Origin of the sequence: Cupriavidus basilensis (genome assembly GCF_000832305.1) — a bacterium.
Taxonomy (GTDB): Bacteria; Pseudomonadota; Gammaproteobacteria; order Burkholderiales; family Burkholderiaceae; genus Cupriavidus; species Cupriavidus basilensis_F.
In genome coordinates this window covers 2,975,602-2,997,011 of the sequence record NZ_CP010537.1, presented here as the reverse complement: position 1 = coordinate 2,997,011, position 21,410 = coordinate 2,975,602, and the positions used below count along the sequence as shown (strand labels likewise).

Genomic DNA, 21,410 nt, shown 5'->3' with positions numbered 1-21,410 from the left:
ATGCGCCGCACTCGAAATGCCAAGATTGTCGCCACCGTCGGACCAGCCAGCAGCGATGCTGCAACCCTTCGCCGCCTGTTCATGGCCGGCGCCGACGTTTTCCGGCTGAATTTCAGTCACGGCACGCATGCCGACCACAAGGCACGCCTCAACCTCATCCGGGATCTGGAGACGGAGCTGGGACGGCCAATCGGCATCTTGCTGGACTTGCAAGGGCCAAAGCTGCGCGTGGGGCAGTTCGCGAACGGTCCCGTTACGCTCGTGCAAGGCCAGACGTTCCGGCTTGACATGGACAAGGACCGCCCGGGTGATGCAACCCGGGTTGCGCTGCCTCATCCCGAGATCTTCGCGGCGCTGAAAGCGCAGACGGACCTGTTGCTCGACGATGGGAAGCTCCGCCTCCGGGTAAAGGCATTCGGGCCGGACCATGCCGAGACTGAAGTGATCGACGGTGGGGTGTTGTCCGACCGCAAGGGCGTCAACGTGCCAGGTGTTGTGCTGCCGCTGTCGGCCTTGACCGCAAAGGACCGCGAAGACCTGGACTACGGCTTGTCGCTCGGGGTCGACTGGATCGCCTTGTCTTTTGTCCAGCGCGCGGAAGATATTCGCGAGATCAAGCAGATTGCCGGCAGCCGGGCCAGCATCGTCGCCAAGCTGGAGAAGCCCGCGGCCATCGCCGAGTTGCATGCCATCGTGGCCGAAACCGACGCGGTGATGGTCGCCCGCGGCGATCTTGGCGTCGAAATGCCCGCCGAGCAGGTGCCGTCGATCCAGAAGCGCATCGTGCAGGCTTGCCGCAAAGCGGGCAAGCCCGTCATTGTCGCCACGCAGATGCTGGAATCCATGGTGAGCTCGCCGGTTCCGACGCGCGCCGAAGCTTCCGACGTTGCCACTGCCATCTACGATGGCGCGGACGCCGTCATGCTCTCCGCGGAGTCGGCCTCAGGAAAGTACCCCGTCGAAGCCGTGCAGATGATGAACAGCATCATCGTGCAGACGGAGGCAGATCCGTACTACAGGGAGGTCATGGAGGCATCGCAGACCCCGCCGGAGCCGGACATCGCCAACGCCATCGGCAGCGCAATGCGCCGCGTGGCCGGGCTTCTCCACGTAGCCACCACCGTGGCGTACACAAGCTCTGGCTATTCCGCCATGCGCATGTCGCGCGAGCGTCCCGATGCCCCCATTATCGGCATGACCCCGAACCTGCATGCCGCGCGTGCCATGGCACTCGTCTGGGGCGTCCATGCGGTGATCATCCATGAAGTGGAGAGCGTCACCGAGATGACGAACTATGCCTGCGACACAGCCGAGAACGAGGGCTTCGCCACTTCGGGGCAAGTCATCGTGATCTCCGCGGGCATGCCCTTTGGCACGCCTGGCACGACCAACCTGCTTCGCATCGCAACGCTCGGCCAGCCGGCCGCCTGAAGACCCCGGGCACCCGCGACATCACTATTTGAGGCATTCCATCATGACCGTCATCCGATCCATTCGAGGCTTCGAGGTATTGGACTCCCGCGGCAATCCGACCGTGGCCGCGGAGGTGACACTGGCCGATGGCGCCCGTGGATATGCGGCCGCCCCCTCGGGCGCCTCCACTGGCAGCCGGGAAGCGCTGGAACTCCGGGACAATGACCCGGCGCGCTACGGCGGCAAAGGCGTCCGGCAAGCCGTCAGGCACGTCAACGAAGACCTGGGCGCCACGCTGGCCGGTTGCGACGCGGCGGACCAGGCGGCCGTGGATGGCCTGCTGCTGCAGGCGGACGGTACGGAGACGAAATCCCGCATGGGCGCGAATGCGCTTCTGGCGGTGTCCCTCGCCGCCGCCAGGGCTGCGGCTGCATCCCAACGGGTGCCTTTGTACCGGCGCTTCTCGATGGCCGACCGCTTCGTGCTGCCCGTACCGATGATGAATGTGATCAACGGCGGCGCTCACGCCGACAACAACGTCGACATACAAGAGTTCATGATTCTGCCGGCAGGCGCCACGTCATTTGCCGAGGCCATCCGTTGGGGTGCCGAGGTATTTCACTCGCTCAAGAGCGTGCTGCGAAAGCGTGGCCTCTCTACCGCCGTGGGTGATGAGGGCGGTTTCGCGCCCGATCTCCCCTCCAATGAGGCTGCGCTGGAAGCGATCGTCGGTGCCATCGAGCTTGCCGGCTTTCGGGTTGGGCCCGATATCGCGCTGGGGCTGGACGTCGCCAGTTCGGAACTCTACGAAAACGGGGTGTATAGCCTGGCCTCCGAAGGCAAGCGTTTCGATGCAGGCGGCTTCTGCGACTATCTCGCCGCACTGGCGAAGAACTACCCCATCGTCACCATCGAGGATGGAATGGCCGAGGACGACTGGACAGGATGGAAGCTGCTGACGGAGACGCTCGGGGAACGCATTCAGCTTGTGGGCGATGACCTGTTTGTCACTAACACGGCCATCCTGGAGAGAGGCATCAAAGAAGGGATCGCCAACTCAGTCCTGATCAAGCCGAATCAGATCGGTACCCTCACAGAGACCCTGGCCGCCATATCGATGGCCACTGCGGCAGGATACGCGGCCGTCATATCCCATCGCTCCGGCGAGACGGAAGACACAACAATCGCCGATATCGCGGTGGGGACTTCTGCCACCCAAATCAAGACTGGCTCACTCTGCCGCTCGGATCGCGTGGCGAAGTACAACCGGATACTGCTGATAGAAGCCGAGCTGGGCGAACTGGCCACGTATGCGGGATCGACCGCGTTTGCGCAGCGACAAGCGGGCGACCAGCCGGCGACGGGCGTGAAGCGGCCAACAAAAAATCCGACCTGAGCGCGCTGCTCTACTGAGCGGCCATGCGAGCGATTGCTTCAGCGCTCGCTCCCTCCCAAGGTGCGGTGGATCGGGGGGGCGGTGAGTGGTAACCCCACCGCCGCCGGGCCGCGCTTGCTTGCCTGCGGCCGTTCGTTACTCGTCAGCCTAGCCAGCCCTTGATGGTTGCCGCCATGACCTTGGCCGAAATGCCGTAGCGATCGTGCAGCGTGGGCAGAGCGCCAGCATCGAGGAACGCATCCGGCAGGCCAATCTGCCGGAATGGCGCGCTAACGCCCGCGCGCATCAACGCTGCCGCCACGCCTTCGCCAAGACCACCGATCACCGTGTGGTTCTCGGCAACGACGACGAGCCGGCCGGCGCGCCTTGCCTCGCGCACGATGGTCTCGGTGTCCAGGGGCTTGATCGTCGGCACGTGCAGCACGGCGGTGCCGATGCGATCCGCCTCCAGCGCCTTGGCCACTTCGAGCGCGCGCATGGTCATGATGCCCGACGAGATCACGAGTACCTCTGCGCCGTCGCGCAGCAGCTTTGCCTTGCCAAGCTCAAAACGATAGTCATACTCATCCAGCACCACGGGCACGTTGCCGCGCAGCAGCCGTGCATAGACCGGGCCGCGATGGGCCGCGATGGCCGGCACCATCTGCTCGATGTCCAGCGCGTCGCACGGATCGATGACGGTCATGTTGGGCATCGCGCGCATCAACGCCAGATCCTCCGCGGCCTGATGGCTGGGCCCGTAGCCTGTGGTCAGGCCGGGCAGCGCGCACACGATCTTCACATCCAGGTTGTCTTCGGCGATGGCCTGGTGCATGAAGTCATAGGCGCGACGCGTGGCAAACACCGCGTATGTGGTGACAAAGGGTTGCGCCCCCTCGTGCGCAAGGCCGGCGGCGGCGCCCATCAACAGCTGTTCGGCCATGCCCATCTGGTAGTAACGCTCGGGGTACGCCTTGGCAAAGAGATGCAGGTCGGTGTATTTGCCGAGGTCGGCCGTCATGCCGATCACTTCGGGCTTGCTGCGGGCCAGTTCCACCAGCGCCTGTCCGAACGGTGCAGAGCGCGTCGCCTGGCCCTCCGCGGCGATGGACGCGATCATGGCGGACGTCTTCAGCCGCGGCTTGTTCAAGGTTGCGTTGCTCATGCTTGTCTCCCGGATTCCAGTGCTTCCAGCGCGAGCTGCCACTCGTGGGCGTCGACGCGGATAAAGTGGTTCTTCTCGCGTTGCTCCAGGAAAGGAACGCCGCAGCCCATGCGTGTACCGCAAACAATGATGCGAGGCTGCGCGCCCGGATGCGACCGCGCCGCATCGAACGCGGCCGCCACCGCCGCGATATCGTTGCCATCCACGCGCTGCGTGAACCAGCCGAACGCCTCCAGCTTTTCCACCAGCGGCTCGAACGCCATGATCTGCGTCGATGGCCCGTCGGCCTGCTGGTTGTTGACGTCGACCATCGCGATCAGGTTGTCCAGCTTCCAGTGGCTCGCCGACATGATCCCTTCCCAGATCGCGCCTTCATCCAGTTCGCCGTCGGAGAACAGCGTATAGACAAAGGCATCGGAGCCCTTGCGCTTGAGGCCCAGGCAGCGGCCAACCGCGATCGTCAGGCCTTGTCCCAGCGAGCCGCCGGACATCTCCATGCCCGGCGTGTAACTTGCCATGCCTGACATCGGCAGGCGGCTATCATCGCTGCCATACGTCTCCAGCTCGCCCGCAGGCAGGATGCCTGCTTCGAACAACGCGGCATACAAGGCAATGGCGTAGTGCCCGTTGGACAGGAGGAAGCGATCTCGCCCCTCCCACCCGGGGTCTTCCGGACGGTACTTCATGGCGCCGAAGTACGCGACGGCCAGGACGTCTGCAATGTCGAGTGCTTGCCCGATATAGCCCTGGCCCTGTACTTCGCCCATCAACAGGGCATTCCTGCGGATGCGATAGGCGCGCTCTGGCAATGGCACCAACGCGTCGGATGATGATGAATTCATGTTCGTCTCCTGCGTGTATCTGATGGTCAAGGGAATGGGAAATCTCAGCGGTTGACTGCCTTCGCCGGGACAAGGAAGACAAGCATTGCGCCGAGAACGATGGCAACCGAGATGAAGATCAGGCCGGCCGTCGCGTTCCCGGTCAGATCGTTGAGCCAGCCGACGATGGCCGGGGAAAAGAACCCTGCGAGGTTGGCCACGCAGTTGACGGCGGCGATCCCGGCCGCTGCCGACATGCCACCCAGCAAAGCGGTGGGCAACGCCCAGAACTGCGACGACGATGTCAGGATGCCCGCCGCTGCGATGCTCAGGCAGACGAGCGACGCGCCGACGCCACCAAGCAGAGGAAGCGTCGCAAAGCCCGCCGCCGCCACCAGCATCGGGATCGCCAGGTGCAGGCGCCGCTCGCGGTGGTGGTCCGCGCTCATGCCAACCAGTGGCAACGCGACAATCGCGCACAGGTATGGCAAGGCGGTGAGGATGCCCACCCACAAAGGATCGGCGACACCAGCCTTCCTGACGATGGTCGGCAGCCAGAACGTCAGGCCATATTGTCCGAGCACGACGCAGAAGTAGATGGCCGCCATCAGCCAGAGCCGGCGATCGGCGATGAACGCGCGAATCGACACGTGCGAGACCTTCTGGGCGTTGTCGCCAGCGACGTTGCGCGCAAGCAGCGCCTTCTCCGCTTCGGTGAGCCACTTCGCACTCTGGATGCCGTTGTCCAGGTAGAGCAGGATGGCAATGCCGAGAATGAGCGAGGGCAGCGCCTCCAGCATGAACAGCCACTTCCACCCAGCCAGGTCCAGCGCGCCGTGGAACGCGTGCATGATGTAGCCTGAAAGCGGTCCGCCCACGATGCCCGCCAACGGAATCGCCATGAAGAACATCGATAGCGCCTTGGCCCGTCGTTCCGATGGGAACCAGTAGGTCATGTAAAGGATGACACCCGGCGCGAATCCGGCCTCCGCCACGCCGAGCAGGAAACGCAGCACGTAAAAGGAGGTGGGGCTGCTGACAAACGCGAAGCTCGCCGAGATGACGGCCCACGTCAGCATGATGCGCGCGAGCCAGTTGCGCGCACCCACCTTGTGCAGGATCATGTTGCTCGGGACTTCGAAGAGAAAATAGCCAAGAAAGAAGATGCCGGCGCCGAGGCCATAGATCGTTTCGCTGAAGCGCAGGTCATTGAGCATCTGCAGCTTGGCGAATCCCACATTGACCCGGTCCAGGTAGGCGCCGAGATAGCAAAGCATCAGGAACGGTATCAGGCGCCGTACCACTTTTGCGTAGGTTCTGGATTCAAAGGTGGCCGCATCCGCGTGCGCCATCACATCGCCCGCAACGGGCGAAGCGTATTTGGTTTTCATGTTGTCTCCTGCCATGCGCCCCGGGTTCGCCCGGGTGCGCGGATAGTTCCGCCAGATGAAGGCGGTCGTCGAGGCCGATCAGTGAATCAGCATCCCGCCATTGACGTCGAGCGTGATGCCCGTCAGGTAAGCGGACAGGTCGCTGATCAGGAAGAGGCAGGCATTGGCCACGTCGGCGGCGTCACCCAGGCGGCCCAGCGGAATCCCCTTGATGATGTCGGCACGCATTTCAACGGTGAGCTTGTCGCCGGTGATGTCCGTCTGGATCAGGCCCGGCGTGATCGAATTGACGCGGATGTTGTCGCCACCGAATTCGCGGGCCATGGCACGTGCAAGGCCAAGTACGCCCGCCTTGGCCGCGCTGTAGTGCGGCCCCCCGAAGATGCCGCCGCCACGTTGCGCGGAGACCGACGACATGCAAACGATGCTGCCGCGCCTTTGCGCCTTCATTTGCGGGAGGACGGCCTGCGACATGTAGAGCGTGCCGCGCAGGTTCACATCGACCACGGCGTCGAAATTGGCGGGCTGGATGTCCAGTGTCCGTACCGGCTGCGTAATCCCCGCGTTATTGACCAGGCCATCGATCCGGCCGTATGTTTCCAGGGTGGCGCGTGCTGCCAGATGGCAGGCCTCGCGGTCGGTCACATCGCATGCGATGCCAAGATGACCTGCGCCCAGTTCCAGCGCTGCGCGCTCAGCGTCAGCCTGCCGCAGGTCCAGGACCACCACCTTGGCGCCCTGCGCGGCAAGGGCGCTTGCCGTTGCCCTGCCGATGCCGCGGGGGGAGGCGGCGCCGGTTACGATCACAACGTTGTTCTCGAGCATCATCTTTGTCTCCTGGCTGTTGAAATGATGATCCGAGTGTCGTGCCTCGGGCAGCGCCGATCAATGCAGTCCGTCTCAGCTATTGCTGAGAAATTTTCAGATGAGGGATTGGGTTCCGCGAGTCGAGAGCATTGTGCGTTGCACAATAAGAAAGACTTCCGACTGCCTGTGACGCAGCTGTGCTACTTCAATTCCCGGTCGATCCAGTCGAGAAAGCGCTGTACCCGGGGCAGATCCGCGTTCTGCGATGGGCAGACGATGTGATGGCCCCCAACCTCAACGGCATACGCCGGGTCAAAGACCGGCACCAGCGTTCCCTTGCCGATATGGACCGACGCGAGCAGCATGCTTTCCAGCGCCACGCCAATGCCCAGTGCCGCGGTCTCCAGCGACATGTAAGAGCGGTCAAAGGAAAAGTCGAACGCCTGGTGCTCGCCGGACACGCCAAACCTGGCAAACCATTGCTGCCATTGGACAAGTGGCGTCTCCGAGAAGATCAGGCGCTGGCCCGGCAGGTCAGCCGGCGTGCGTATGGGGTGTTTGGCAAGATACTCGGGGGAGGCCAGGGGCGCGATGAATTCGTTACGCAATGTCTTGACCTGCAAGTCCCGCCAGTGCGCATAGCCATAGCGGATATCGACGTCGTAGTAGCCGCTTGTGAAGGAGACATCCTCGTAGGAGCAGGCGATATTCAGCTGGATATCGCCGTTGTCGGCCTGGAACGACTTCAACCGCGGCAGCAGCCACATCAGGCCGAAGCTCGGGCTCGAATGCACCCTGAGTATGTCGACTTCCGCCTGGCTCGATGCGCGCTCGGTGGCGCGGTTCAGTTCCGCAAGCGAACCTGTGACGTCGCGCAGGTATTGCTCTCCGACTGGCGTGAGCGTCAGCCCTCGCCCCTGCCGGAAGAATAGCGGCTGGCCGATGATGGTTTCGAGGTTGGCAATCTGATGGCTCACCGCTGATGCGGTCAGGCCCAGTTCCTCGGATGCCCGGCTAACGCTCTTCGTTCTCGCGACGCTCTCGAACGCGATGATCGACTTCAGCGGCGGAATGCGCATGTTCGGCTCTCGGGCAACGGTAGCAGTACGAATGGGCGGGCGTGGCGGGCGTGGCAGGCGGTGAAACACCGAAGCTGGTGTGGCGTCATCTGCGCTGTCCCGACCAGCAAGCGGGTGCCGATGCTGGTATCGATGACGTAGTGTAAGCGGGGCCCGATTCCAGCGTCAATTTGGCAGCCGGCACCGGGGGACGGTTCAGAGCCGGTGATCGCGGGCGAGGTGCGATGCGCCAGGCAAACGCAAAAACGGCTTAGAGATCAAAGTTCTCTAAGCCGTTGGTTTGCTACTCGTGTCAGGTGGTGCGGCTGGCAGGATTCGAACCCACGACCCCTTGGTTCGTAGCCAAGTACTCTATCCAACTGAGCTACAGCCGCACGCGAGGGCAGGACTATATCGCACCTGGCGAAAAATACAAGGGGGTACGCAGATAAAAGTTGGGGGTGGTCCCTGGCCGGCGGGCTAAGTCACCCGCGCAACCAGCTCAACCAGCCCCGGCAGCATCAGATATCCCCCGATCGCCACCAGTACCCCAAACGCAATCCGCCGCGTTGCCGCCGCCGAAAGCGGCGGCGGAAAACGCCGGGCCGCCATCGTGGTCAATGCCACAACCGGCACTGCAAGTGCTGCCTGTATCCAGATGTCGGCGCTGAGCTGCCCTTGCCACGCACTGAACAAGGTGCGTGTCACGGAGGTCGCGGTGAACACAAGGATCAGCGCGCAGCGGATCTCCACCAGCGACAGCGGCTGGCGATAGAACTGGAAGATCAGTGGCGGCCCGGACACGCCAAACATGCCGCTGAGCAAGCCGCCAGCGATGCCGCTGACAAAGAAGCTGCGGTTGCCGGAGCGCCGCGGCAGCGGCGCAGGGCGCAGCGCGGCGCTAACGCCGCCGTACAGCACCACCGCGCCCAGCAGCCATTGCAGGATGCCGGCGGCGGCGCTGCTCAGGTAGTCAAGGATCAGCACGCCGATCACCACGGAGGGCAGAATGCCGAGCGTGGCCGCGCCCACCGCGCGCCAGTCGATGTGATGCAGCTTGCCGGGCAGCGCCACGGCGCTGTTGGCCAGCGTCACCAGGCTCACCAGCGTGGCAACGGTCGCCACCGGCGCGAGGTCCAGCCCGCTGGTCGCGCCCATCACGATCATGCCGAGGCCAAAGCCGGTCACCGTCTGGAAGTAGCTTGCCGCGCCCATCAGCGCGAGCAGCGGCAGCAGGTGGTCCGCGGTCATGGCTGGCAGGCGGCCATGGGGGCTTGCGGCCGGGCTTGCGCGGCGGCTTGCGCCTGCACCGCGGTGACGGCGATCACGTAAAACACGTCGTCTGCGCTGCAGCCGCGCGACAGATCGTTGGCCGGCTTTTGCAGCCCTTGCAGCAAGGGCCCGATTGCCTTGGCGCCGCCCACGCGCTCGGCCAGCTTGTAGCCGATATTGCCGGCCTCCAGGCTGGGAAAGACCAGCACATTGGCGCGGCCTTCCACCTTGGAGTGCTCGATCTTCTTGCTGGCGATCTCGGCAACGATGGCGGCATCGAGCTGCACGTCGCCATCGATGGCCAGCGCCGGGCGCTGCGCCTGCACCAGGCGCGTGGCTTGCACCACCTTGTCAACCGCGGCATGCCGGGCGCTGCCGCTGGTGGAGAACGACAGCATGGCGACGCGCGGGGCATCCATCAGCAGGTTTTGCGCGCTGTCGGCTGCGGCCATGGCGATCTCGGCCAGCTCAGCGGCGCCGGGATCCACCACCAGCCCGCAATCGGAAAAAATCAGGCCGCCCTTCAATGCATGGAACGGTTCGCACAACATCATCAGGAAGAAGCTCGATACCAACTTGAACGCCGGGTGAATGCCGATGACCTGGATGGCGGTGCGCACCACGTCGGCGGTGGTGTGCACCGCGCCGGCCACCGAGCCGTCCGCATGGCCCAGGCGCACCATCAGGTTGGCGAAGCACAGGGGCTTGAGCACTTCGCGCCTGGCCTCTTCCAGCGTCATGCCCTTTTTCTCGCGCAGGGCGAACAGCTTGCGCGCCAGGGACGGCGTGAGCGCGGAGGTGGCGGGGTCGATCACGTCCATGCCGGCCAGATCGATGTCCTCGCTGGCGGCCGCCTGGCGGATGCGCGCCGCGTCGCCCACCAGCACGATGCGCGCGATGCCCTCATGGGCCGCGCGTTGCGCGGCCTGCAGGATGCGCGGGTCTTCAGCCTCGCACAGCACGATGCGCCTGGGTTCGGCGCGGGCGCGCTCGATGATGCGGTTGATCGCTTTCATGATGGGGTCGCTCAAAATGGAAAATGGCCGGAAGCAGCGGGCGCTGCCTCCGGCCACCGGCCAAGCGCCCGCTAACTCACTGGCTCAGACGTAGTCCTTGTACTTGTCGAGCATGCGCACGGGCTTGGCCAGCGCATCGCGGCGGAACGGGTCGCCGAGCTCACGGGTGCACATGATCTCGATGATGGTGGTCTTGCCGTGATTCATCTGCAGGTCGATGGCGCGCTTGAGTGCCGGGCCGACGTCTTCGAGCTTGTCGACCACGATGCCCTCGGCGCCCATGGCGCGGGCGATCTCGGCGAAGCTCTGGTTGTCCAGCTCGCCGGCGACGAAGCGGCGGTTGTAGAAGTCGACCTGGTTCTTCTTCTCCGCGCCCCACTGGCGGTTGTGGAACACCACGGCCGTCACCGGGATGTTGTGGCGCACGGCGGTCATGGTCTCCATCAGGCTCATGCCCCAGGCGCCGTCGCCGGCGTAGGACACGGCCGGGCGGTGGGGTGCGGCCACCTTGGCGCCCATGATGGTGGGGAAGGCATAGCCGCAGTTGCCCCAGCTCATGGCGGCAAAGAAGCTGCGCGGCTTGTTGAAGCGCAGGTAGCTGTTGGCCACCGAGTTGATGTTGCCGATATCGGTGGACACCATCACGTCATCGGGCATGGCCTTTTCCAGCTCGCGCAGGACCTGGCGCGGATGCAGGTAGTGTCCGCCGGTGGGCGTGCGCTCGTGCTTTTGCTCCTCGATCATGTCCAGGCTGTAGGGGTCGCGCTCGTGGGTCCACTCGTCGAGTTCCTTCTCCCAGGCGGCCTTCTCGGCGGCGATCTGTCCGGCGCGGTCTTCGCGGGAGGCGTCGCAGGCCAGCGTGCGGCCGGCCAGGCGCTCGGTGAGCGCCACGGCAGCGGCCTTGGCATCGCCGCAGATGCCCACCGAGATCTTCTTCACCAGGCCGAGCATCTTGTGGTCGGCATCGATCTGGATGATCTTGGCGTGCTTGGGCCAGTAGTCCATGCCGTGCTGGGGCAGGGTGCCGAAGGGTCCGAGGCGCGAGCCGAGGGCGATGACGACATCGGCGCGGGCGAGCAGCTTCATGGCCGCCTTGGAGCCCTGGTAGCCGAGCGGGCCGCACCACAGCGGATGGCTGGCGGGGAAGGAGTCGTTGTGCAGGTAGCTGTTGACCACCGGGGCGCCGAGGCGCTCGGCCAGCGCCTGGCATTGCTCAATCGCATCGGCCATGACCACGCCGCCGCCGGAGATGATGACGGGGAACCTGGCCTTGGCGATCAGCTCGGCGGCTTCGTTCAGGCGCTGGTCGCCGCCGGGGCCGCGGTCCAGGCGCTGGGGCTGGGGGATCTCGGCCTTGATCTGTCCGTAGAAGTAGTCGCGGGGGATATTGAGCTGGGTTGGTCCCATCTCGGCCATGGCGCGGTCGAAGCAGCGGCCGGTGTACTCGGCCATGCGCGCGGGGTGGGTGACGTGGCCCTGGTACTTGGTGAACTCCTGGAACATGGGCAACTGCTTGGCTTCCTGGAATCCGCCCAGGCCAATGCCCATGGTGCCGGCCTCCGGGGTGACGATGACCACCGGGCTATGCGCCCAGTAAGCGGCGGCGATGGCGGTGACGCAGTTGCTGATGCCGGGGCCGTTCTGTCCGATGACGACGCCGTGGCGGCCCGAGACGCGGGCATAGCCGTCGGCCATGTGGCCGGCGCCTTGTTCGTGCACGACGGGGATCAGGCGGATGCCGGCGGGGGCGAAGATGTCCATGGCGTCCATGAAGGCCGAGCCCATGATGCCGAACATGTCGGTGACGCCGTTGGCGGCCAGGGTCTCGACAAAGGCTTCCGACGGGGTCATCTCCTGCGGGCCGGTGGTGGCGGTGCCAGCTTGGGTGCCTGCGGCGAGGGTTTCGGGAAGATGTTCGCTCATGGTGTAGTGTCTCCGGTCTTCGATCAAAACGGAACCAAATGTTCCGAAAAGTGTTCGTGGATCGAAATGTAGGATGAGACTAAGCGATGGTCAATAAGAAAATCCGATAAACGGAATGCCATGTACCTAAAAACGCTAGTAAATACCCTTTAAAGTGACGCAAGTTCGACCTGCGCGCCCATGTGGACCCACAGTTGGTCCTCGCTGGCTCTAACCCGGCGGCGGGCCGCTTTCTACCATACGGTTACACCTTGCCCAGCGCGGCTTGCCAAAGCGCCTGGTGCACGCCGCGACGACTCGCCAATGCGCAGAGCGCCGCTAAGAAAGGAGAGGACGCAAAGACGTCCCAACCAGATGGAGACACTGGCATGCCTCATGCTTATCACCTCTTCCTCCTCGAGCAGGCACCGCCCTGGTGCCGGGCTTTCCCTGCCGGCGGTCTCCGCCACAGCACATCACACCGTTCATCTTGAGGAGGTTCATCATGCGTTGGTTCAAGCAGCTTGCAGCAAGCGTGGTACTGGCGGCCGTTGTTGCCCCGGGCGCCTACGCGCAGACCAAGGAAGTTGTCATCGCCTACCAGGATATGGTGGTGCCGTGGCGCTATGCGCAGGACATGAAGGAAGTCGAGAAGCAGACCGGCTACAAGGTCTCGTTCCGCCAGTTCGGCGGCGGCGGCGACGTGATCCGCGCCATGGCGTCGGGCCAGATTGCCATCGGCGAAGCCGGTACCTCGCCGATTGCCTCGGCGTTGTCGCAGGGGCTGGAAGTGGAGTTGTTCTGGATCCTTGACGACATCAACGCGGCCGAGGCCATGGTGGCGCGCAACGGCAGCAATATCAACAGCGTGGCAGACCTCAAAGGCAAGCGGGTGGGCGTGCCTTTTGTCTCCACCACGCACTACCACACGCTGGTGGCGCTGGAGCAGGCCAAGATCAATCCCAAGGACGTCAAGATCATGAACATGCGGCCGCCCGAAGTGGCCGCGGCCTGGGAGCGCGGCGACATCGACGCCACCTTCATCTGGGACCCGGTGCTGGCCAAGCTCAAGCAATCGGGCAAGGTGCTGGTGACCTCCGGCAAGATCGCCGCCGAGACCGGCAAGGCTACCTTCGACGGCATGATCGCCAACAAGAAGTTTGCGCGGGAGAACCCCGAGTTCATGGTCAAGTTCGTCAAGATCCTGGCCGCGGCGGATGACAAGTATCGCCAGGACAAGGCGGCATGGACCCCGGAGTCGCCGATGGTGAAGGCGGTGGCCAAGGTCTCGGGCGCCAAGCCCGAGGCGGTGCCGGCCAGCATGGCGCTGTACGGTTTCCCCACGCTGGAGGAGCAAGCCTCGTCCCGCTGGCTGGGCGGCGGCGCGGCCAAGGCCCTGCAATCGGCGGCGCAATTCCTGAAGGAGCAGGGCACGATCCAGACCGTGTTGCCGGACTACGGCCCGGGGGTGAATGCGGAGTGGGTGAAGCGCGCCCTCGCCACCAGGACGCCGGCCTGATTTGCCGGTGCCGCGCGGCGGGCGACGCTGGCCGCGCGGCCTTGAATCCTCTTTTCAGGAAGTTTGCAGCTATGGCCAGACTCGAAATCGACAACCTGAGCGTGAACTACGGCGGCCGCGGTGGCGCCGATACGCTGGCCCTGTCGCAAGTCAATCTCACCATGGAGCGCGGTGATTTCGTGGTCGCGCTCGGTGCTTCCGGGTGCGGCAAGACGACCTTGCTATCGTGCATCGCCGGATTCATGCAACCCTCGGAAGGCGAGATCCGCCTCGATGGCAAATCCGTGCACGGCCCGGGTGCAGAGCGCGGCGTCGTGTTCCAGAAGCATGCATTGATGCCCTGGCTCAATGTGCTGGACAACGTGGCGCTGGGCCTGCGGCTGCGCGGCGTGCCGCGCGCCGAGCGCCTGCGCATCGCCCAGGAAAAGCTGGCGCTGGTCGGCCTGGAGAAAGTGGCGGCCAAGCCGGTCTACCAGCTCTCTGGCGGCATGCAGCAGCGCGTGGGCATTGCCCGCACGCTTGCCAACGATCCGGCGGTGATGCTGATGGATGAGCCGCTCGGCGCGCTCGATGCGCTCACGCGCGAGACGATCCAGGCGCTGATCCTCAAGCTGTGGGCGGCGGAGCAGAAGATCGTGTTCTTCATCACCCACAGTGTGGAGGAAGCGCTGTTCCTGGCAACGCGGCTGATCGTGATGACGCCCTCGCCGGGCCGCATCGCGCATACCTATGAGCTGCCCTTCGCCCGACGCTTCATTGCCTGCGGCAACGCCCGCGAGGTCAAGGCCGATCCGGAGTTCATCCGGTACCGCGAAGAAATCGTCAACCTGATCCATGCCACGCCCTGAGGAGTCCGACATGTCTGCTTCTGCTCAAAGACTCGAGCCCGCGCCGGGCACCGCCGCCGTGGCCGCCAAGCCGCCCGCGCGCCGCATGAAGGCCGTCTCCGGCTACCGCTTGCCGGGCGAAGGTTCCAGTTCACGCATCTCCACCATCACCGTGGTGTCGCTGCTGGCGCTCTGGTGGATCGGCAGCCACCTGCGCTGGCTGCCGCCGCTGTTCCTGCCCACGCCGGAAGCCATCATCAACGCGTTTATCGATGCCTGGAACGGCAATGTGCAGGGCGGCCTGCCGCTGACCGAGCACTTTCGCGCCAGCATGGTGCGCGTGTTCGGCGCCTTTGCGCTGGCCACCGTCACGGCGGTGCCGATCGGCGTGATGATGGGTGTGTCGCGCATTGCGCGCGGCGTCTTCGATCCGCCGATCGAGTTCTATCGCCCGCTGCCGCCGCTGGCCTACCTGCCGCTGATCGTGATCTGGTTCGGCATCGATGAAACGTCCAAGATCCTGCTGATCTTCCTGGCTTGCTTTGCGCCGCTGGCGATGTCCGCGCAGGCCGGCGTGCGCTCGGTCACCATCGAGCAGATCAACGCGGCGTATTCGATGGGCGCCAACCGCTGGCAGGTGATCCGCCATGTGGTGATCCCCGCCGCGCTGCCGGACATCCTGACCGGCATGCGGATCGCCATCGGCTTTGGCTGGACCACGCTGGTCGCGGCGGAGATGGTGGCCGCCACCTCGGGCCTGGGGCAGATGGTGCTCAACGCGTCGAACTTCCTGCGCACGGATGTGGTGATCATGGGCATCGGGCTGATCGGCCTGATTGCCTATACCTTCGATCTGCTGATGCGCAAGACGGAGAAGTGGCTGGTGCCCTGGAAGGGGAGGATGTAAAGCCTGTGACCGACCGGGCGGCGGCATGCGCTGCCCGGCTCCTGCCGCTCATGCCCCTCCTGCCGCTTTAGCCGTGCCCGCAGCCCGATCGGCCGGTCACGCGGCCAGCTGGAATGCGCGCTCCGCAATACCAGCGACACCGGGGCGAACAGCGAATACCCCGCCGGCCAGCGGCTGCTCGGCTTGCACCGACGCATCGGCCGGGCGAATCGACGTGACGAACAAGGTCTTCATGTCGGCGCCGCCAAAGGCGCACATCGCCGGCTTTTTCACGGGAAGCGCGATGCTGCGGTCCAGGCGCCCCTCTGGCGTAAAGCGGTGCACGACGCCTGCGTCATTCCCGCAGATCCAGTAGCAGCCATCAACGTCCACCGCAGCGCCGTCCGGGCGCCCCGGATATTGCCGCATGTCGATCCACAGGCGCCGCCGGCTGGCCACGCCGTTTGCGGCATCGTAGTCGAACGCCCAGATTGCCTGCACATCCGGATGCGAGTCCGACAGGTACATCGTGCGTCCGTCGGGCGACCATGCCATCCCGTTGGGAACGATCAGTCCCTCGATCTGCTGCTGCAGGCCGCGCGCGTCGAAGCGATACACCGAGCCAATCGATTGCGCCGGATGCATGTCGAGGTGCATGGTGCCCGCCCAGAACCGGCCTTGCCGATCACACCGGCCGTCGTTGAATCGCATGGAGGGGGCAGGGTGCGCGACGCTGGCGAGCCTGCGGCTGGCCATGCTGCCATCGGGCTGTGGCTGCAGGTGGAACAGGCCGCTCTGCATGCCGGCGACAAAGCCACCGGCGCTGGCCGGGGCGATGCATCCCGCCATTTCGGGCAACTCCCAGGTACGGATTGCCGCGTTTGCGGCGCGCCATTCGAACAGCGTCCGGGCGGGGATGTCCGACCAGTACAGGCATTGCGTCTGCGTATCCCAGAACGGGCTTTCGCCGACCGCATTGCGGACATCGGCAATCAGGTCGATGGGTGCGTCAGTGATCATGATCTATCGGCTTGGACATCAGGGACCGAGCGGCCTCTTGATTCTAGTATGCGCCTCAGGCTGCTCTTTGTGTTACGTTGTCATACAACAAATTATAAGGAAATCCAAGAGTCAGTGCGAGCGATTTTCGGTTTCCTCCAATTTAGCAGAGTGTAAACCCTGAATACCCGATTTCCTTCTTGTTTCAATGCCTCCTTAGTCATAGGATGACGTATAAGTTTGGCGCCGAAACAGGTCACGCGAAACCGCACCTTCCAGATAGGACTCACCGTATGAAAGCCAACATCCTGCAGCTGAACCCGATCCTCATCCCTGCCATCAACGACAAGCTGGATTCGCTCTACACCATGCACCGCTTGTTCGAGCAAACCGACAAGGACGCCTATCTGCGCGAGCACGGGCCCACCATCCGCGCGGTCATCACCGGCGGCCACACCGGCATTACCAGGGAGATGATGGCGCAACTGCCCGCGCTTCAGGTGGTGGCGGTCAACGGCGTCGGCACCGATGCGGTCGACCTCGAATATGCCCGCGCGCGCGGCCTGCCGGTGACCGGGACGTTCGGGGCGCTGACCGAGGACGTCGCGGATCTCGCCGTGGGCCTGTTGATCGCCACGTGCCGTGGCATGTGCGCGGGCGACCGGTTTATCCGCGCCGGCGACTGGGTCCGCCATCCGCAGCCAAGCGCTATCCCGCTGGCCCGCCGCGTCAGCGGCATGCGCGTGGGCATCGTCGGCATGGGCCGCGTGGGCCGGGCCATCGCGGCGCGCATGACGGCGTTCGGTTGCCCCGTTGCCTACACCGATCTCAAGGCAATGGATGACGTCCCCCACACCTTCGTGCCCGGCCTCGTGGCACTGGCCCGCCAGAGCGATGCGCTGATTCTTGCCGCCGCCGCGGACAAGGCGGAGGGCATCGTCAATGCCGAGGTGCTCGACGCGCTGGGCAAGGATGGCTACCTGATCAACATCGCGCGCGGCCGGCTGGTCAAGGAAGACGACCTGGTCGCGGCGCTGACATCCGGGGGCATCGCCGGCGCCGGGCTGGATGTCTTCGTCGATGAGCCGAACGTGCCGCAAGCCCTGTTCGCGCTGGACAACGTCACGCTGCAAGCGCACCGCGCCAGCGCCACGCACCAGACGCGGGCCGCCATGGGGGAGATGGTCCTGGCAAGCATTGCCCAGGCGCTTGCCGGGCAACGGCCCGAGTTCAGCCTCACGACCTGAGCGCTGGCAGCCCCGTTATTTCGCCTGGAAGTCAAGAATCAGAATGAGAGGAGACAAGATGCAGATCAGATATCTGGCGGCAATGGCCGTGAGCGTGCTGGCGTGCGGCATGGCCGGCGCGCAGTCTTATCCGGCCAAGCCGGTCACCATCGTGATCGGTTCCAGCCCCGGCAGCACCACGGATGGCCTGGCCCGCGCAATCGGTGCCCAGATCACCAGCCAGACGGGCCAGCCGGTCATCGTCGACAGCCGCCCCGGCGCATTCGGCGGCATCGCGGCGCAGCTTGTCGCGCGCTCGGCGCCCGATGGCTACACCCTGTTCATGACCACCAACACCACGCAGGCGGCCAATCCGCACCTGGTGAAGAACCTGCCCTACAACCCCATCAAGGACTTCGCGCCGATCGGCCAGGTGGTCCAGGGCTACATGGTGATGGTGGTGAACCCCAACGTGAAGGCCGCGAACGTGCCCGAGTTCATCGCACTGGCCAAGAAGGAGCCGGACAAGCTGACCTTCGGCTCCGGCTCATCATCGGCGCGGGTTGCCAGCGAGCAATTCCAGCACATGACCGGCACGAAACTCACGTACGTGCCCTACAAGGCCAATCCGGCCGCCGTGATCGACCTGGTGGCCGGACAGACCGATGTGATGATCGTCGACCTGACCACCAGCCTGCCGCAAATCAAGGCCGGCAAGCTGCGCGCGCTCGGCGTCAGCAGCCCGCAGCGCTCGCCGCTGCTGCCCAACGTGCCGACCATCGCGGAGCAAGGCGTGAAGGGCTATGAGTCCGGCTACTGGAACGGGCTGTACGCGCCGGCAGGCACGCCGGCGCCGATCATCAACCGGCTCAATGCGCTGATGCGCAACGCCATGGCGACCGAATCCATCCGCCATTTCGTGATGGAGAACGGCATGGAGGTCAAGGTGTCGTCGCCAGAGGAGCTGGCCAGATTCCAGCTTGCCGAGCTCGCTCGCTGGGGCTCGATCATCAAGACGGCAGGCATCCAGCCTGAATAGCGGCGACGCTCAGGGGGCTGGATGCCAAACGCTCGCTCAGAACGTAGCGGCCAGCTCCCTCGCCGTTTCCTGCAGGCGCGGCACGAACTCCAGCGAGCGCGACAGTGGCGAGCGCGCCGTAGGCGCATGCACCGCCAGCGCCGCCACCACCTGCCCGCGCTCATCGCGCACCGGCACGGCCACGCAGGAGATCCCCGCCACGAACTCTTCGTTGTCCACGCCAAGCTGCTTGTGCGCGCTGCGGTCCAGCTCGGCTTCGAGCAATTCCACATTGGTAACCGTGTTGGGCGTAAAGCGCTCCAGCGGCAGCTGCCGCACCAGCGCGGCGCGCTGCTCGCGCGGCAGCAGCGATAGCAGCAGCTTGCCGCTGGCCGAGCAGTGCAGCGGCACGCGCGAGCCCGGCTTCAGGTCCAGCCGCAGCGGCCACGGCGCTTCCATGCGGTCCAGGTACAGCACCGAGGTTTCGTGCAGCATGGTCAAGTTGACCGTTTCGCCGATGTCCGCCACCAGCCGCGCCAGGATGGCATGGCGCAACTGCCGCGTACCCGAATGCGTGACGATGGCCACGCCAAGGCGCGACAGGCGCGGCCCCACGGCATAAGCATTGCGCGCGCCCGGCTCGCGGATTACCAGCCCGCCGGCCTCCAGCGCGCCAAGCATGCGGTGCAGCGAAGCCTTGGGTGCTTCGAAACCCTGCATGATTTCCGCCAGCGACAAGGGGCGGTCGGCCGCAACCAGGAATTCGAGCAGGGCGAAGGCGCGCAGCGTGGGGGTATCGCGGTCCGCCGCTGCCGCGTCGGCTGCCATGCTCGTGACCGGCGCCGCGGCGGCCGGTTCTTCCAGGCGCAGGGACGCCTTCGCGCGCGCGGGTTTTGCGGGTTTGTTCTTGGGGGCCTCGGAAGGCGCTTTTTTGGGTGCCGCTACTGTTGCCGATTTCAATTCGGACTCCGTTCCGGAAAACGAGACGATTTGATTGTACTTCCGCAGAGGCATTGGTCACTAGCGGTGTATCAAGGCTTGATTCGCTTTTTGCTGTGGTGGGCTTTGGCGGCGCCGGCATTGGGGGGGGATTGGGGGGGGGATTGGGGGGGATTGAGAGCAACTGCAACTGCTTGACGTAAAAGGCAACGGCAGTTTCACCACGCCTGCGGCGCGGCGACCTACTTTTTTGTCTTGCCAAAAAAGTAGGCAAAAAAGGCGCGCCGGATGGGGCGACTACCCCTCGGGATTCGACGAAAAGAGCGGCCGGGACCCAAACTCGCATCGCCTTAAGGCGATACTCAGACATGGGTCCCTCTTTTCCGCTCTTTTCGCCGAATCCCGAGGCGCCCCATACGGCCTTGGCACACCTTCACGGCTCGCTTCGCATCGCGCTTGGGTGTTTCCCGCCCCTTCGGGCGGGAAACACGGCTACCACAGTTGGTTGATCTTGCTTTTGGTTGGCCTTCTTTCTGCTGTGCTCGGGCATGCGGCCTAATACCGTGGTCCGGCGAGCTGGGGCAAGAGCCGGGCAGGAAATGCATCCAAGGCCCATTGCGGCAGCCTGGAAGAGCGCTGGCGCATGCGGTCGTTTTCCCTGGACAGAATCAGGCGTGAACGCAGAGCGGAGTTGTCCAGCGCAAAGGTCCTGTCTGCAATCTCAAACGCGGGAGCGAAATTGGCAAGGCTTCGGGCGTGGCGGCGCCTTACATCTCCGGGGGGCACCCAGTGACCTCCCGCGGCCGTTCACTGGGCGATCCGCGCGATGCAAAGGCCTGGATCGGGGCCGCCGACGAAGACGAGATTGACTTTGTAGCCGGCAGCCTTGGCCCGTCCCATCAGGATCAGTTCTCGCTTGCCAGAGAGCGTGGTATCGACGGCGAACGATGCGCTTTCGGCCAGGAGTTTCTCTTGCTCCCGGACGGCGAGCCGGCCGGCCTCGATCGACCGCTAGATTCCACCTTTGTTTTTCCTACGCAGCGGAGTCCACGTGCTGCGCATCGCCTGAGGGCGGCAAAGGCTGCTTCAGCCGAGGCTGGCCGCAATGGCCAGGGCCGTCGCCTCCAACGCGTTCGGCGCGATGGGTGCATGGGGAAAGCACCTGCGGCGGCGGTGCCCCGCGATGTCATAGTCAATGCCATAGCCATCCACGCCAAGCACGCGTACGCCGCCCGGCGCGGCGAGCGACGCCGCTTGCACGATCCCGGCCTCGACGCCTGGCGCCACCTGCGGCAAGGCGTCCCACGCCGATTGCCCGATCCAGCCCATCCGGCCGACGCCGCCGATAAACCGTATGGCGCTCGGGTGGATGCGGAAGAACTGGAAATCCAGCGCCAGCAATGGCTCGGTAGCCGGCGCATAGCGCAGGTAACGCGCCAGCTCGTCGGCATTCGGCTCGATGCGGGCGGCATCGCCCACCAGCGTCAGGCGCGGGGCGTTCTGCACGTCAACGGCGCCGGGCTGCAGCACCGACAGGCTCACTCTCGCATCGGCAAGGAGGTTGCGCGTGTGCTCGGCCAATGCGCTGACGCAGATCACGGGCGCGCTGGCCGCGTCGGGCACGAACGGCACCACGGTGGCGTAGGGGTAGCCGGGCAGGGTGCAAGCGTGCGTCGCCAGGGTGCCGTAGGCCGCTTCGTGGAGCAGGCTGACAACTTGATCGATCGGGACTTCCACGTTCTTTGCCCCCCTGTCTGTGCGCGATCCGAGCATTGT

At 64.8% G+C, this 21,410-nt stretch carries 18 protein-coding genes and 1 tRNA gene; 7 read left to right on the top strand and 12 right to left on the bottom strand.

From position 1 onward, the window contains the following. Nucleotides 1-1,431, top strand: coding sequence for a pyruvate kinase (gene pyk / locus RR42_RS33735; RefSeq protein WP_043356374.1), 1,431 nt, complete (start codon nucleotides 1-3; stop codon nucleotides 1,429-1,431). Nucleotides 1,432-1,474: 43 nt separating this feature from the next. Then, a complete protein-coding gene (gene eno / locus RR42_RS33730) occupies nucleotides 1,475-2,809 on the top strand; it encodes a phosphopyruvate hydratase (RefSeq protein WP_052495151.1) in 1,335 nt (444 codons plus the stop codon). 142 nt (nucleotides 2,810-2,951) lie between these two features. Here the strand turns inward: eno and RR42_RS33725 are convergent, their stop codons facing one another. The 9 genes from RR42_RS33725 to xsc form a co-directional block, all read right to left on the bottom strand. Next, nucleotides 2,952-3,953 carry a transketolase family protein gene (locus RR42_RS33725; protein ID WP_043356372.1) on the bottom strand — a complete coding sequence of 334 codons (1,002 nt, stop codon included), beginning with the start codon at nucleotides 3,951-3,953 and terminating at the stop codon, nucleotides 2,952-2,954. After that, nucleotides 3,950-4,795, bottom strand: coding sequence for a transketolase (locus RR42_RS33720; RefSeq protein WP_043356370.1), 846 nt, complete (start codon nucleotides 4,793-4,795; stop codon nucleotides 3,950-3,952). Before RR42_RS33720 ends, RR42_RS33725 begins: the two co-directional genes overlap by 4 nt. 44 nt (nucleotides 4,796-4,839) lie before the next feature. Next, complete coding sequence (locus tag RR42_RS33715; protein WP_043356368.1) at nucleotides 4,840-6,165, bottom strand: MFS transporter; 1,326 nt, start codon at nucleotides 6,163-6,165, stop codon at nucleotides 4,840-4,842. Nucleotides 6,166-6,243: 78 nt separating this feature from the next. After that, complete coding sequence (locus RR42_RS33710) at nucleotides 6,244-6,993, bottom strand: SDR family NAD(P)-dependent oxidoreductase (protein ID WP_043356367.1); 750 nt, start codon at nucleotides 6,991-6,993, stop codon at nucleotides 6,244-6,246. 179 nt (nucleotides 6,994-7,172) lie between these two features. Continuing rightward, the gene (locus RR42_RS33705; RefSeq protein ID WP_043356366.1) at nucleotides 7,173-8,051 is read right to left on the bottom strand and encodes a LysR substrate-binding domain-containing protein; all 879 of its coding nucleotides are present in this window, start codon (nucleotides 8,049-8,051) and stop codon (nucleotides 7,173-7,175) included. A gap of 297 nt (nucleotides 8,052-8,348) precedes the next feature. Continuing rightward, nucleotides 8,349-8,425 (bottom strand) — tRNA-Arg (locus RR42_RS33700). An 85-nt stretch (nucleotides 8,426-8,510) separates the two neighbouring features. After that, nucleotides 8,511-9,281: a sulfite exporter TauE/SafE family protein gene (locus tag RR42_RS33695; RefSeq protein WP_043356364.1), complete on the bottom strand. Its 771-nt coding sequence runs from the start codon at nucleotides 9,279-9,281 to the stop codon at nucleotides 8,511-8,513. Further along, a complete protein-coding gene (gene pta, locus RR42_RS33690; protein WP_043356362.1) occupies nucleotides 9,278-10,318 on the bottom strand; it encodes a phosphate acetyltransferase in 1,041 nt (346 codons plus the stop codon). Before pta ends, RR42_RS33695 begins: the two co-directional genes overlap by 4 nt. An 84-nt stretch (nucleotides 10,319-10,402) precedes the next feature. Beyond that, on the bottom strand, nucleotides 10,403-12,241 hold the full coding sequence (gene xsc, locus RR42_RS33685) for a sulfoacetaldehyde acetyltransferase (protein WP_043356360.1): 1,839 nt from the start codon (nucleotides 12,239-12,241) through the stop codon (nucleotides 10,403-10,405). Nucleotides 12,242-12,725: 484 nt separating this feature from the next. Here xsc and tauA point away from each other — a divergent pair, with 484 nt between their 5' ends. From tauA to RR42_RS33670, 3 genes are all read left to right on the top strand, one after another. Then, nucleotides 12,726-13,739, top strand: coding sequence for a taurine ABC transporter substrate-binding protein (gene tauA, locus RR42_RS33680; protein ID WP_043356359.1), 1,014 nt, complete (start codon nucleotides 12,726-12,728; stop codon nucleotides 13,737-13,739). Nucleotides 13,740-13,810: 71 nt separating this feature from the next. Continuing rightward, complete coding sequence (locus RR42_RS33675; RefSeq protein ID WP_043356357.1) at nucleotides 13,811-14,587, top strand: taurine ABC transporter ATP-binding protein; 777 nt, start codon at nucleotides 13,811-13,813, stop codon at nucleotides 14,585-14,587. A gap of 10 nt (nucleotides 14,588-14,597) precedes the next feature. Further along, the gene (locus RR42_RS33670) at nucleotides 14,598-15,473 is read left to right on the top strand and encodes an ABC transporter permease subunit (RefSeq protein ID WP_043356355.1); all 876 of its coding nucleotides are present in this window, start codon (nucleotides 14,598-14,600) and stop codon (nucleotides 15,471-15,473) included. Between the two features lie 96 nt (nucleotides 15,474-15,569). On the opposite strand, the gene RR42_RS33665 is transcribed toward RR42_RS33670, so the two are convergent. After that, nucleotides 15,570-16,472 (bottom strand): SMP-30/gluconolactonase/LRE family protein, encoded by a 903-nt coding sequence (locus tag RR42_RS33665; protein ID WP_043356353.1) that lies wholly within the window; start codon nucleotides 16,470-16,472, stop codon nucleotides 15,570-15,572. Nucleotides 16,473-16,744: 272 nt separating this feature from the next. Here RR42_RS33665 and RR42_RS33660 point away from each other — a divergent pair, with 272 nt between their 5' ends. Both RR42_RS33660 and RR42_RS33655 read left to right on the top strand, forming a co-directional pair. After that, entirely contained in the window at nucleotides 16,745-17,698 is a 954-nt protein-coding gene (locus RR42_RS33660; RefSeq protein ID WP_043356350.1) for a 2-hydroxyacid dehydrogenase, read from the top strand. 58 nt (nucleotides 17,699-17,756) lie between these two features. Then, nucleotides 17,757-18,716: a Bug family tripartite tricarboxylate transporter substrate binding protein gene (locus RR42_RS33655; RefSeq protein WP_082055202.1), complete on the top strand. Its 960-nt coding sequence runs from the start codon at nucleotides 17,757-17,759 to the stop codon at nucleotides 18,714-18,716. A 36-nt stretch (nucleotides 18,717-18,752) separates the two neighbouring features. Here the strand turns inward: RR42_RS33655 and RR42_RS33650 are convergent, their stop codons facing one another. After that, nucleotides 18,753-19,523 (bottom strand): IclR family transcriptional regulator, encoded by a 771-nt coding sequence (locus tag RR42_RS33650; RefSeq protein WP_043356347.1) that lies wholly within the window; start codon nucleotides 19,521-19,523, stop codon nucleotides 18,753-18,755. Nucleotides 19,524-20,720: 1,197 nt separating this feature from the next. Next, nucleotides 20,721-21,371 carry a HugZ family protein gene (locus tag RR42_RS33645; RefSeq protein ID WP_043356344.1) on the bottom strand — a complete coding sequence of 217 codons (651 nt, stop codon included), beginning with the start codon at nucleotides 21,369-21,371 and terminating at the stop codon, nucleotides 20,721-20,723. Nucleotides 21,372-21,410 lie beyond the last annotated feature (39 nt).

Coding starts and splice junctions, on each gene's coding strand:
- pyk (WP_043356374.1), top strand. CDS start 1: ATGCGCCGCACTCGAAATGCCAAGATTGTCGCCACCGTCGGACCAGCC.
- eno (WP_052495151.1), top strand. CDS start 1,475: ATGACCGTCATCCGATCCATTCGAGGCTTCGAGGTATTGGACTCCCGC.
- RR42_RS33725 (WP_043356372.1), bottom strand. CDS start 3,953: ATGAGCAACGCAACCTTGAACAAGCCGCGGCTGAAGACGTCCGCCATG.
- RR42_RS33720 (WP_043356370.1), bottom strand. CDS start 4,795: ATGAATTCATCATCATCCGACGCGTTGGTGCCATTGCCAGAGCGCGCC.
- RR42_RS33715 (WP_043356368.1), bottom strand. CDS start 6,165: ATGAAAACCAAATACGCTTCGCCCGTTGCGGGCGATGTGATGGCGCAC.
- RR42_RS33710 (WP_043356367.1), bottom strand. CDS start 6,993: ATGATGCTCGAGAACAACGTTGTGATCGTAACCGGCGCCGCCTCCCCC.
- RR42_RS33705 (WP_043356366.1), bottom strand. CDS start 8,051: ATGCGCATTCCGCCGCTGAAGTCGATCATCGCGTTCGAGAGCGTCGCG.
- RR42_RS33695 (WP_043356364.1), bottom strand. CDS start 9,281: ATGACCGCGGACCACCTGCTGCCGCTGCTCGCGCTGATGGGCGCGGCA.
- pta (WP_043356362.1), bottom strand. CDS start 10,318: ATGAAAGCGATCAACCGCATCATCGAGCGCGCCCGCGCCGAACCCAGG.
- xsc (WP_043356360.1), bottom strand. CDS start 12,241: ATGAGCGAACATCTTCCCGAAACCCTCGCCGCAGGCACCCAAGCTGGC.
- tauA (WP_043356359.1), top strand. CDS start 12,726: ATGCGTTGGTTCAAGCAGCTTGCAGCAAGCGTGGTACTGGCGGCCGTT.
- RR42_RS33675 (WP_043356357.1), top strand. CDS start 13,811: ATGGCCAGACTCGAAATCGACAACCTGAGCGTGAACTACGGCGGCCGC.
- RR42_RS33670 (WP_043356355.1), top strand. CDS start 14,598: ATGTCTGCTTCTGCTCAAAGACTCGAGCCCGCGCCGGGCACCGCCGCC.
- RR42_RS33665 (WP_043356353.1), bottom strand. CDS start 16,472: ATGATCACTGACGCACCCATCGACCTGATTGCCGATGTCCGCAATGCG.
- RR42_RS33660 (WP_043356350.1), top strand. CDS start 16,745: ATGAAAGCCAACATCCTGCAGCTGAACCCGATCCTCATCCCTGCCATC.
- RR42_RS33655 (WP_082055202.1), top strand. CDS start 17,757: ATGCAGATCAGATATCTGGCGGCAATGGCCGTGAGCGTGCTGGCGTGC.
- RR42_RS33650 (WP_043356347.1), bottom strand. CDS start 19,523: ATGGCAGCCGACGCGGCAGCGGCGGACCGCGATACCCCCACGCTGCGC.